Genomic DNA, 12270 nt, shown 5'->3' with positions numbered 1-12270 from the left:
AAGTTTTTTTGTGGTTAATAGCATTAAATCAATAAAAACGGAAGTTTTTACTTATAAATTTTTGACAATACGTTGATCAACTAGGGGGCGAAATAATGAAGAAAACACACTTATTTTTCATGGTTGTTATGTTAGCAATTGTTTTGATTGGATGTGGCACATCATTAAATGATGATCAAGAACATGCGGATCAGACCGAAGATCATCCCGAGAGTGACAATCTCACTGGAGTTGAGTCAAATCAAGCGGAGAAGCAAACACCAAATTTAGCTGAGCAACAAGAAGCAACACTTGAGATTGAAGGTATGGAAGAATCAACAACACTTCTACTTTATCAAGATGAAGGGATTGACTTTTCTGCATATATACCAGAGGATATGGTCGGTCACTTTGAGCAAAATGGTTTAAACATATTTACGAACTATAATGGCGAAAAAAATGAAGATGCTCGAATGTTCATTATGGAGGCTTCAAAAGAAACAGTTCTTGCTGAATTACAAACAGCTGGTTTTACGACAAAGGAACCGGAGCGATTTGCATATGATTTTTCAGATCAGGAATTTCAGGTAGAAAAACAAGGATTTATTGGACGTGTATCATTTTTTACTAAACATGAACAGGATTACTCAATCGGTTATTACTACCCAGAAGAGTTTGCGGACGGTTTTAGTGCGCGTTCAGCTTTAATTATTGACCATCTCGTTTGGCATGATTAAAAAAATGACTAAAGGGCGATTTTGATGGTAGCAAAAACAATTTACTATACAACATTTACTGGGCTAGACCAACAATTGACGTTATATAAAACTGATCGAGGTCTTGTTTTGGTGACGACAGACAATGATCAACCTGACCATTTTGCAGAAAAATGGCTGACTAAGACATTTAAAACTTATCAGCTCGTTCAAAATGATCGATTATTTGATCGTGAACGAGACCAATTTTGTGCTTATTTGAACGGACAATTAGTCAACTTTGATTTTGTGACTGATATTTATGGTACCCCTTTTCAAAAAAGCGTCTGGCACCAATTAGCGGAAGTTCCATATGGTGAGACTTGGAGCTATAGCGAACTTGCCAATTCAATTAATCGTCCAGAAGCTGTTCGTGCAGTTAGTCGAGCGATTGGTCAGAATCCATTGTTGATTGTTGTACCGTGTCACCGAGTGATCGGTAAAAATAAGCAACTGACTGGTTTTCGATCGGGCTTAGCATTAAAAAAATCATTACTACAACTTGAATCGAATTAAATCTAAAAGGCTAAAGAAAGATTGTCAAATCTTTCTTTAGCCTTTTTTGTGATCTTATTTTTCAACTAGCATCGAGACACCAATTCCTCCACCAACACAGAGACTGGCAATTCCTGATTTAGCATCAGTCTTATTCATTTCATAAATTAAAGTAATCAGTATTCTTGCGCCAGATGCACCAATTGGATGACCGAGTGCAATTGCACCACCATTAACATTTACTTTATTGGGGTCAAGACCTAGATCGCGGACAACGGGAATACTTTGAGCCGCAAATGCCTCATTAATTTCAAATAGGTCGATTTGATTTAAATCAAGCCTAGATTGTTGGGCAAGTTTATTAATTGCATGGTATGGACTATAGCCCATTATACTTGGATCGATGCCAACTTCTGCGTAATCTTTAATTGTTGCTAAATAGTTAAGACCACGTTTTTCAGCAGTTGACTTTTTCATTAAAACTAAAGCAGCTGCACCATCGTTAATTCCAGATGCACTACCAGCAGTTACTGTGCCATCCTCAAGAAATGGCGTTCTTAATTTCTCTAAGTCTTCGATTTTAACATCTTTTCGAATATGTTCATCTTGATCAAATAAAATCGTTTCGCCTAATTCATTTTTTATCGGAACAGGGACGATTTCATCACTAAATCGACCGGACTCTTGAGCGTATTGAGCTTTATGTTGTGAATTTAATGCAAATTGATCTTGTTCTGCTCTTGAAACATTAAATTGCTTTGCAACATTTTCAGCTGTAATGCCCATATGTTTTTGACTAAATGCATCTGTCAGACCGTCATGAATCATAGCGTCAATTAGCTTCTCTTGATCAAATTCTTTTTTAAAACGATAGCTTGGCAGAAGGTGGGGGGCGTTACTCATACTCTCAACACCACCGACAACGACGATTTCAGCTTGATTTAGTTGAATTTGCTGACTACCAAGAATGACCGCTTTTAAACCTGAACCACAGACCTCATTAATTGTCATTGCGGGTTTATCATAAGGGACGCCAGCATCAACTAAAATTTGTCGAGCGACATTTTGACCAACTCCAGCTTGTAAAACTTGTCCAAAAATACCTTGGTCAACCTCTGCAGGTTCTAAGTGAGCGCGCTTAATTGCTTCTTTCACAACGATTGTTCCTAACATACGCGCGCTATGATCTTTTAAAGCACCGCCAAATTTTCCAATTGGTGTTCTGACAGCACTAACAATAACGATTTCTTCCATCATCAACAACTCCTTATTTTCTACTTAGAAGTTACCATATAAGTTTAACAGATTTTTTCTAGTTAATCATTTATTAATTATTAATATGGTAACTTCACTTAAAATAAGCAAGAAAAATTAGTGAAATTAACCCATTCGTGTTAAAGTATTAGATAAGAATTAAAAAAAGACTGTTATAAGAATGAAATAGTTTTTTAAAAAGAATGAACCAAAGGAAGTGGCTAGATTGAAAATAGGAATTGACAAAATCGGTTTTTACACACCAGCGATGTATATTGATACAGGAGATTTAGCTGAGGCACGTGGTGTTGAGCCAGGTAAATTTAAAGTAGGGATCGGGCAAGAAAAAATGGCAGTAGCACCCAAAACGCAAGATGCTGTGACATTAGCAGCAAATGCTGCCCTAAATATATTGACTCAGGCAGATATTGATGCGATTGATTACGTCATTTTTGCAACCGAAACGGGCGTCGATCACTCAAAAGCTGCCGGAATTTTTGCTCATGAATTATTAGGATTAAAAAAATCTGCTCGTTCGATCGAAGTTAAACAAGCTTGTTATAGTGCAACAGCTGGGCTTCAAATTGCCAAAGGTCATATCGCATTGAATCCAGATAGTCGTGTCTTAGTCCTGGCTTCTGATATTTCACGTTATGGTTTAAAAACTGGCGGGGAAATTACACAAGGTGCTGGTGCGGTGGCTATGGTAATCGCTCGTGATCCTAAGCTGTTGACGATTGAAAGTCCAAGTGTCTATCAAACAGATGATGCGATGGATTTTTGGCGTCCACTATACTCGGATACAGCTCACGTACAAGGGAAATTTTCAGTGATCCAATACATTAATTTCTTCAAAGATTTATTTGCCCAATATCAGGAGCAAACAAAGACAAGTTTAAAAGACTTTGAAGCACTTGTTTTCCATACACCATATACAAAAATGGGCCTAAAAGCACTGCAATCAGTTCTTGAAGATGCGGATGAAGCAGATAAAAAGCGTTTATTGGACTACTATGAGGTCGGAAAATACTATAATGCGATTGTTGGAAATATTTATACGGGTTCATTATATTTGAATTTAATCTCATTACTTGAGCAAAATCAAACACTCGAAGCTGGAGCAACTGTCGGTCTATTCAGTTACGGCTCTGGTTCGGTTGGTGAATTTTTCACAGGAATCTTGCAACCTGGTTATCGTGATCATTTGAAGAAAGAATACCATGAGAAACTGCTTGAAGAACGCGAGCAAATTTCAATTGAGCGTTATGAAGCAGTGTTTATGGATACAATTCCAAATGGTGTTGGGGATATTGAGCTAGATATTGAAATGGATCCAGCACTAATTTGTTTAGCCGGAATTAAAAACCATATGCGTCAATATGTAAATAAACAACAATAATGAAAAACTCGTTAATCTCTAATTTGAGACTAACGAGTTTTTTTAGCGTAAGGTTTGTAAAATCGTTTTAGCTGTTTGTAAATTCATATGTTTTTCTTTTCTTAAGAGTCGGGCGACTTTTTGAATGTCATCACCAGTTGCACCTGCATTAATGGCAAGTGATTTTGCCTGTAGCGCCATGTGGCCTTTTTGAATGCCATCGGTTACGAGTGCACGTGTTGCGGCAAAATTTTGTGCTAAGCCGACGGAGACGATGATTGACTCTAATTGTTTTGCATCGGGAGAACCGAGCAATTTGTGGGTGAATTTCGCGCCTGGGTGAATGTTAATTGAACCACCGACAGTTCCAATTGGCAGGGGGATCGTTAGCTCACCGATTAAATCACCATCTTCAGCTTGTGACCATTTTGTTAATGAACGATATTGTCCTGATCGTGCTGCATATGCGTGGGTTCCGGCTTCAATTGCTCGTGTGTCATTACCTGTTGCTAAAACAAGTGCAGAGATGCCATTCATAATCCCTTTGTTATTTGTTGTTGCCCTGTATGGATCGGCAATCGCAAATTGATTTGCTTCAATTATTTTATCACGAACATCAGTCCCAGACATACCACGCCGTTCTAACATAGTAGCTGGAATCTTACATCTAGCGGTTGCGAGGCATTCCGTCGCATAATTTGACAAAATTCCCATCACAGCATTCGCTTCTGTCATTTCTTCTAAAAATGGTTTAACCGCTTCAGCCATCGTATTAATCATATTTGCACCCATTGCTTCTAGTGTTTCCACATGTAAATGAATGACAAGAAAAGCAGGTGTACCATGTTCAGCATCCGCTTCAAGCCAACGAACATTGATCGATCGAGCTCCACCACCACGTTTGACGATCGATGGATGCGCATTATTTGCAATCGAAATGATTTCCGCTTCCGCTTCAGAAATTGCTTGAATCGCATCATCTTTATTTTTAATGTTCTTTAGAGCAATTTGTCCTATCATCGTTCGGTTACTAATGTCAGTAGTAAAACCACCAGCAAGGCGAATCGTTTTTGCGGCAAAACTGGCTGCTGCGATAACTGAAGGCTCTTCGGTTGCCATTGGAATTAAGTAATCTTCACCATCAATTAAAAAATGAAGTGCTAATCCTAGTGGGAGCTGATAAGTTCCAACAACATTTTCAATCATGTGATTGCTAATTTCTTCAGGTAACACAAATGCCTGTTTAAAGCTGTCAATTGATTGGGTCTCAAGATAATCCCCATTCATTAATGCTTCAATCCGTTGATCAATTGTCTTATTATAAAATTTATCTAATCGGTTTTTTTTCATGTTGAACCTCCAATTGATTATCTGTGTCTCATTGTATCATAATCGAAATTTATTAGGTCAGATTGAAGTATGAAATAGTGAATTAAGCTTAAAATAGTTTCAGTACTTAAATGCGGATGAATGGATGTTGTCAAATGAACCGAAAAAAATTAGATTTACTTGCCTTAGCATCAATTCCACTCGTTATGACACTTGGTAATTCGATGTTAATCCCTGTATTACCGATGATTGAGAGTGTCTTAAAAATTAGTCAGCTTCAGGCAAGCTTGATTATCACTGTGTATTCAATTGTTGCGATTATTTTAATCCCAATTGCAGGGTACTTGTCTGATCGTTTTGGACGGAAAAAAGTTATCATTCCAAGTCTGATTCTGACGGCAATTGGTGGAGGAATAGCGGCTTTTGCCTCTTGGCAAATGGCTCATCCTTATTTATTTATTATCTTAGGTCGACTCTTACAAGGAGTAGGGGCATCTGGGGCTTTTCCAGTCACGATCCCAACTGTAGGAGATATGTATCATGATGAAGAAGATGTGAGTAGAGGCTTAGGAATTATCGAAACGGCCAATACGTTCGGTAAAGTATTAAGTCCAATTATCGGGGCATCACTTGGGCTCGTTATTTGGTATTTACCGTTTATTTTTGTGCCGGTTTTTTCAATTCTGTCATTACTACTTGTGATTTTCTTAGTAAAAGTGTCGCCACAAAAACAAACGACAAAACCGAAATTTACAGGGTTTACCAAGAAAGTTAAGACCATTTTTAAGAAAAGTGGGCGCTGGTTGATGGCTATTTTTCTGATCGGTGGACTAAACATGTTTGTCTTGTTCGGTTATCAATTTCATTTTTCCAATCTACTTGAGAAGCAATACCAAATCAATGGGATAAATAAAGGTTTAATCTTAGCCATTCCTTTGTTAATCCTATGCCTAGCGTCGTATTTGTCGAGTAAAAAAATTGGTGATAATAAAGTGCTGATGAAATGGTTCATTTTTAGTGGAAATCTGATCATTGGGTTACCGTTATTATTTGTCACACAAGAAATCAGCCTTCTATTCATCACTTGCTTATTATCGATATCAAGTTTGGGGATCGGTCTGTCATTACCGGCTTTAGACTCACTGATTACAAAAGGAGTTGAGAAAAATATACGTGGAACAGTGACTTCTTTGTATAGCAGTATGCGTTTTTTAGGTGTTGCATCTGGACCGCCAATTGTCGCGGTAATAGAGGGGAATATGCGGGTGCTTTATATCACTTTGGCAATTTTGAGTGGAATTGCAGCTGTTATCGCTTTATTTGCGATTAAACCAAAAAGGTAAAAGGATCATCAATTGATTCGTATTTATGGAATTGAAAAAGGTATTCCAAAACTAAATAGTAATACCTTGCATAAAAAAGTTAAGAAAAAATCAAGTTATGTGATTAGCTCTAATTAAGAGGATCACACCCGCAGCTGAGAGATGTTTCGCTTTCCTACGGGCAAGGCTTGAGCTAACTTTGCCAAGCAAAGCCCACTTGTCAAAGTGGATCTCAAGCTCTTGCTTTTCCCGTGGGAGTCTACACATCTCTCATCTGCTAAATAGTATCTTTCATACGATGTATTGCTAAGAGACCTTTTTTTCTTGTAGGAAAGTAGACATTAGCGTAGGGAAAATATGAAGACACCAGCGGGAATAGCGTGAGCCGAAGATCCACTTGGGGGGAATGTTAGACTAAGATCGCCACGTCGTGTGGCGACGTCTAACTGACCCACGTCCTGTGCGCCCGAGGCACGCCCGCGGTAAGCGAAATATTTTCCCGTAGCGGTTGTATTGATCGATCAATATCAGCTATCTAAAACCACAACGATAAGACTTGACATAGGAATGTAAACTTTATGCAATTATACTGTTGTTATTGGGTGATTTTTTCTGAATTATAAGATAAAATAGAGTAACATCATCCGGGATAGAAAGGTACGTGAGATATGGACAAATACAAATTGATCGACAAATTAATTATGAAATATTTGATCATCGGTGCGGTTGTTATCTTGGTTATTACGAATTATCAGCATCTATTTGATTGGCTCGCACTAATTTGGGTCATTATTCGTCCGATCATTATGGGTGCAATTATTGCTTATGTTATCAATCTATTAATGATCCAGATAGAAAAGCTCTATTTCCCTAATAAAATGAGCAAGTGGGTTCAATTAACCCGACGTCCGGTTGGTATTTTAGTTGGATTTGTTGTGATTATTTTTATTTTAGTTTTTGTAGTCAGTTTAATTGCACCACAATTGATTTCTGTTATTATGACGATTATTGAAACGATTCCTGAATTATTTACGATGGTTGAGACATGGATTGTTGAATATGAAGATTTATTTCCTCGAGTTGCCGAAATGGTACAAGAAGTAGATATTGATTGGCAGGGCATCGCCACACAAGTATTGAATTTCGTCAATAATTTTACAGGAAACATTATTGAAACGACCGTTGCAACACTCGGTTCTGTCTTTAGCTTTATTGTTAATATATTTATCGCGTTTATTATTTCAATCTATATTTTATTAACGAAAGAAAAGCTAGCAGAACAATTTCAACGGTTGCTACGTGCTTACTTCCCAGAACGTATTGACAAAGGTGTTCGATATGTTGCACATGTTGTGAACGATTCATTTAGAAACTTCCTTGTTGGAGAAACAATTGAAGCGGTCATTCTTGGCTCATTAGTGGCGATTGGTATGTGGATCTTTAGATTTCCATATGCAGGTATGATTGGTGCATTAACTGGAGTTACGGCATACATCCCATATATTGGAGCATACATTTCTGCATCTGTTGGTTTTCTATTGATTTTAGTCGAGTCACCATTACAAGCAGTCTTCTTTCTCATTATGATTATCGCAATCCAACAAATCGAAGGTAATATTATTTACCCACGTGTTGTTGGTCAATCAATTGGGTTATCTGGATTATGGGTCATCGTCGGTGTCACGATTGGTGGAGGTCTATGGGGTGTTCTAGGAATGTTAATTGGGGTCCCTATATCATCCGCACTTTATCGATTACTCAAAGATAATGTCGTGATGAGAGAGAAAAGAAAAAATAATTCACATGTTAAAGCTTGATCTAGAATTAAATCTCGATCAATTGGGATAATAAAGAAGGAGAGATACATATGCGTATTTTGGTATTAGGAGCTGGGGGAATTGGTGGTTATTTTGGCGGGCGTTTAGTCGAAAAAGGTGAGAACGTTGTTTTTCTAGTTCGTGATAAACGAAAACAACAACTTGAAAGTAATGGATTGGTTATTCAAAGTACAAAAGGTGATTTTTCTTTTCATCCACAATTAATAACGAAAGATCAAGAGACAGAGCCATTTGATGTCGTTCTCTTTTCAACAAAAGCTTATCACTTATCAGAAGCGATCGACGATTTACAGCCTTTTGTTGGGGATGAAACAGTGATCATTCCATTATTAAATGGCATTTCACATCTCGAACAATTAACAGATGCTTTTGGTGTGGAGAAAGTGATGGGTGGACTATGTCAAATTGAAACGACATTAAATGAAGCAGGTGAAGTTGTTCATTCAAGTCAATTTGATAAACTTGTTTTTGGTGAACTGAATGAGCAAAAGTCGAATCGAATGAACAGAATCGCAAAAGCATTTAGCAGAACAAAAGCCGATTTTATTTTAAGTGAGCACATTTTACAAGATATGTGGCACAAGTATTTACGGATTACCGTCTTATCTGGCCTGACAACTTTAATGCGTGTCCCAATTGGTCCGATCAGAGAAAGTGATGGTGGAATGACTTATATCAAGCAACTCTACGAAGAAGTGACAGCAATTATGCGGGCCAATCATGCGCCCATTGCCCCCGATGTTGAAATCGAGCAATTAGCATCGATTGAAACACTTGGCTATGATTTTAAAACATCGATGCAGCGCGATATGGAAAAGGGCTCACAAATTGAAGGTGATCATATTCAAGGTTATCTTTTAAGCTTGGCGAAAAATGCACAAATCAATGCACCTTATTTAACTTCAATTTTTCAAAACTTAAAAGTTTTTGAGCAGACATTATCATAAGAATTTTTTGCTGAATTTAATAATTTGTTTAAAATAATCTTACATTATACGATAATCAAAATGAGATTGTCAACGGCTAATTTGCAATAAACTTTAATCTGTGGTAAAATAAAGACAGAATCACGACTAGAATTAGTTATTAGTAATCGTACGCAACTTCTTATCGACAGAATTTGAGTGCGATTTTTATTTGTTTAACTTATGCCTGTAAATTGAAAATTTTTTTAATAGGAGAGTGAGTTAGTGAATTTAGTCAATGAGATGATTACTCATAAGGTTTTCGGTAAAGGACAAATCATCGAGCAAGATGATGCTTTTATTACAATTGATTTTGAAGAGGATACGAAAAAATTCGTTTACCCTGATTCATTAGGGAATTTTATCCACCTAAAAGATCGAGAAGTCGCTAAATCATTAGAAAAAATATTAATTCAAACAAAAAAAGAAAAGCAATTACGTGAACAGGAAAGGGAAGAAGAGCAGAGACAAATAGCTGAAGAAGCTTATCGTCGTGAAAGATTAAAGAACTTAAAAATTCATGAAAGTTCTCAAGTTGTCTTTTGGTTAGACGAAGAAGAACAAAACAATGTCATCGATAATTGGACTGTTTTTACTGGTGAAGTCCAAAGTGGTAAAAATAAAGGAAAACCAAATATCGTTGCAAGGTTACGACCAAATAGTTCTGTTCTATTAACGGTTAGAGAAGCTGATCAAGCAGAAACAGTCAGAAAAGTAATCGGTCTCTACATGGTTCCAGAAACATTTTCTGGTGATGATAATGAAGATGGCATGATTGAAGCACATGAAGTGTACCGGATTAAGTTGACGGAAACAGAAGCTGAAAAAATCTTATTCTGGAATTACTATCTCAATAAAAACTACCCACATCGCACAACATGGAATTCTGGTAAGTATCGTTATTTTGACAATATGATTACAGCACAAATTTTGAAAGATATTGTCGCATTAAAAACGGATGAAGCTGAAATTAAACAAGCTGAAGATTTTCTTCAATATTTCAGTGAGATGAACCTACTTGATCTTTCGGAACTTCCAGAAGCAAGCGGAGCATTGAAGCAATAGTTTAATCAAGTTAAGACCAAAAGTTGTCCAATATAGCTGGTGTGAGCTATAATTGGACAACTTTTTTTATTATGGATATTCTGTTTCAGTTAGGAAATTATATCAATATGACCTTATGATTTAATGGAGAGGAATATTGATAATGATTAATCAAGACAAAACGAACAAGAGTCTACCAGATGTGAGTGAATCTTATTGGCTTAATTCTGTATCAATGCGTTCGTTCCCTAAGTTAAACAAAGATATAAACGTCGATGTTGTCATTGTAGGAGGTGGGATTACTGGTGTGACAACTGCTTATCTATTAGCGAAAAGCGGTTTAAAAATAGCTCTATTGGAATCAGACAAGCTATTAAATGGAACAACGGGGCATACGACTGCCAAAATTACTGCTCAGCACGGTTTGATTTATCATCAATTAATTAAGGATATTGGAATTGAGCAAGCAATGCTTTATTATCAGGCTAATTTTGAGGCATTAAACTTTATTCGTGAAACGATTGCTCATTTTGAAATTGACTGTGAATATAGTCAGCAAGATGCTTGGGTTTACGCGGTGACAAAGAAAGATCAAGAAAAAGTGGAACAAGAAGCAAAAGCGTATAATCAACTTGGTATTAAAGGAACTTTAGTTGATTCTATTCCCCTTGATTTAGCTGTTAATAATGCTTTGATAATGAAAGATCAGGCTCAATTTCATCCGCTAAAGTATTTAGAGCAATTAGTTGAGCAAGTGACTGAAATGGGGGGGAAAATTTTTGAAGAAACAACGGCTGTCGATATTAAGAAAGGGCAACAACCAGTTGTTTTAACTCGTGATCAAGCTAAAGTTACTGCAAATCATGTCATCGTCTGTTCTCACTTTCCATTTTATGAAGGTCTTGGTCTCTATTCTGCAAAAATGTATGCTGAACGCTCATACGCAATTGTTGCAAAAGTAAACAAACAGATACCAGCAGGACTATTTATTAGCGCTGCTAATCCAACTCGTTCATTAAGAAAAATAGCGATAAATGGTGAAGAAATGGCGTTAATCGTAGGAGAAAATCACAAAACAGGTCAAGGAATTGATACGATCAAACACTATCATGCTTTGGAGAGTTTTGGTCAGACGATTCTAGGAATTGATTCGATAAAATACCGCTGGTCAGCTCAAGATTTGACCACACTTGATCAGATTCCTTACATCGGCAGAATCACGTCGGGGAATCCAAATGTGTTAATTGCTACTGGTTATCGTAAGTGGGGTATAACGAATGGAACTGCTGCAACACTGTTGATCACTGATCTTGTTAACGGTAAAAAGAATAAGTATGAGGAACTTTTCAAGCCAGCACGATTTAATCCAATCCCTAGTTTAAAAAACCTTGTCGTTCAAAATGCAAATGTTGTTGAACATTTAGTTAAAGGCAAACTTCAATTGAGTCAAATTGATCCTAAAACATTATCTAGTGATCAAGGAGCGATCATTAGTATTGATGGAAAACGTAAGGGCGCGTATAAAGATGATCAAGGAAAACTTCATCTAATCGATACAACTTGTACTCATCTTGGTTGTGAAGTTGAGTGGAACAGTGGTGAACGTACATGGGATTGTCCATGTCACGGTTCTAGGTTTTCGTATACTGGAGATGTCGTTGAGGGTCCAGCAGAAAAACCCTTGAAAAAATATGATTATAACCTGCATTATTCATAACTTGATTTTTTATAGGTGATTTGCCCATTAAATTGCCAAAAGTGAATGCCAGTTAGGGAAATTTAGTTTTTATAACTAAATAAGTATGGTTGCTCGTTAAATTTTCACTTTTCTCTATCCCCTTTTTCCCATCAAACTTAAAAATGGGCAGACTTATCCCTCGAGATGATTTCAGTTTTTTAAAATTATGAATG

10 protein-coding genes are annotated in these 12270 nt (G+C 36.9%); 8 read left to right on the top strand and 2 right to left on the bottom strand.

The genetic code is table 11. The features are described from left to right. Positions 1–95 precede the first annotated feature (95 nt). Positions 96–716, top strand: a complete 621-nt coding sequence (locus ABD814_RS12775; protein WP_344913977.1) for a hypothetical protein — start codon at positions 96–98, stop codon at positions 714–716. A gap of 24 nt (positions 717–740) precedes the next feature. Then, positions 741–1250: a methylated-DNA--[protein]-cysteine S-methyltransferase gene (locus ABD814_RS12770; protein ID WP_344913974.1), complete on the top strand. Its 510-nt coding sequence runs from the start codon at positions 741–743 to the stop codon at positions 1248–1250. A gap of 54 nt (positions 1251–1304) precedes the next feature. Here the strand turns inward: ABD814_RS12770 and ABD814_RS12765 are convergent, their stop codons facing one another. Continuing rightward, positions 1305–2483 carry an acetyl-CoA C-acetyltransferase gene (locus tag ABD814_RS12765; RefSeq protein WP_344913971.1) on the bottom strand — a complete coding sequence of 393 codons (1179 nt, stop codon included), beginning with the start codon at positions 2481–2483 and terminating at the stop codon, positions 1305–1307. Positions 2484–2709: 226 nt separating this feature from the next. Between ABD814_RS12765 and ABD814_RS12760 the strand changes: the two genes are divergently transcribed. After that, positions 2710–3882 carry a hydroxymethylglutaryl-CoA synthase gene (locus ABD814_RS12760; protein ID WP_344913968.1) on the top strand — a complete coding sequence of 391 codons (1173 nt, stop codon included), beginning with the start codon at positions 2710–2712 and terminating at the stop codon, positions 3880–3882. 42 nt (positions 3883–3924) lie between these two features. Here ABD814_RS12760 and ABD814_RS12755 read toward each other — a convergent pair whose 3' ends face one another. Next, positions 3925–5211 carry a hydroxymethylglutaryl-CoA reductase, degradative gene (locus tag ABD814_RS12755; RefSeq protein ID WP_344913965.1) on the bottom strand — a complete coding sequence of 429 codons (1287 nt, stop codon included), beginning with the start codon at positions 5209–5211 and terminating at the stop codon, positions 3925–3927. Positions 5212–5345: 134 nt separating this feature from the next. On the opposite strand from ABD814_RS12755, the gene ABD814_RS12750 reads away from it, so the two are divergent. From ABD814_RS12750 to ABD814_RS12730, 5 genes are all read left to right on the top strand, one after another. After that, a complete protein-coding gene (locus ABD814_RS12750) occupies positions 5346–6533 on the top strand; it encodes an MFS transporter (RefSeq protein WP_344913962.1) in 1188 nt (395 codons plus the stop codon). A gap of 647 nt (positions 6534–7180) precedes the next feature. Beyond that, a complete protein-coding gene (locus ABD814_RS12745) occupies positions 7181–8329 on the top strand; it encodes an AI-2E family transporter (protein WP_344913958.1) in 1149 nt (382 codons plus the stop codon). Between the two features lie 50 nt (positions 8330–8379). Beyond that, positions 8380–9297, top strand: a complete 918-nt coding sequence (gene panE, locus ABD814_RS12740) for a 2-dehydropantoate 2-reductase (protein WP_344913955.1) — start codon at positions 8380–8382, stop codon at positions 9295–9297. Between the two features lie 243 nt (positions 9298–9540). Then, a complete protein-coding gene (locus ABD814_RS12735; protein WP_344913952.1) occupies positions 9541–10380 on the top strand; it encodes a malate synthase in 840 nt (279 codons plus the stop codon). A gap of 142 nt (positions 10381–10522) precedes the next feature. After that, positions 10523–12076, top strand: coding sequence for an FAD-dependent oxidoreductase (locus ABD814_RS12730; RefSeq protein WP_344913949.1), 1554 nt, complete (start codon positions 10523–10525; stop codon positions 12074–12076). Positions 12077–12270 lie beyond the last annotated feature (194 nt).

This window comes from Amphibacillus indicireducens, from assembly GCF_039539605.1.
GTDB lineage: Bacteria > Bacillota > Bacilli > Bacillales > Amphibacillaceae > Amphibacillus > Amphibacillus indicireducens.
The sequence above is the reverse complement of the archived record's forward strand: the minus strand, read 5'-3'. Positions and strand labels throughout refer to the sequence as shown.

What these genes read in the sequence shown, in the direction of transcription:
- ABD814_RS12730 (WP_344913949.1), top strand. Translation starts at nt 10,523, where the DNA reads ATGATTAATCAAGACAAAACGAACAAGAGTCTACCAGATGTGAGTGAA.
- ABD814_RS12750 (WP_344913962.1), top strand. Translation starts at nt 5,346, where the DNA reads ATGAACCGAAAAAAATTAGATTTACTTGCCTTAGCATCAATTCCACTC.
- panE (WP_344913955.1), top strand. Translation starts at nt 8,380, where the DNA reads ATGCGTATTTTGGTATTAGGAGCTGGGGGAATTGGTGGTTATTTTGGC.
- ABD814_RS12745 (WP_344913958.1), top strand. Translation starts at nt 7,181, where the DNA reads ATGGACAAATACAAATTGATCGACAAATTAATTATGAAATATTTGATC.
- ABD814_RS12775 (WP_344913977.1), top strand. Translation starts at nt 96, where the DNA reads ATGAAGAAAACACACTTATTTTTCATGGTTGTTATGTTAGCAATTGTT.
- ABD814_RS12765 (WP_344913971.1), bottom strand. Translation starts at nt 2,483, where the DNA reads ATGGAAGAAATCGTTATTGTTAGTGCTGTCAGAACACCAATTGGAAAA.
- ABD814_RS12770 (WP_344913974.1), top strand. Translation starts at nt 741, where the DNA reads ATGGTAGCAAAAACAATTTACTATACAACATTTACTGGGCTAGACCAA.
- ABD814_RS12755 (WP_344913965.1), bottom strand. Translation starts at nt 5,211, where the DNA reads ATGAAAAAAAACCGATTAGATAAATTTTATAATAAGACAATTGATCAA.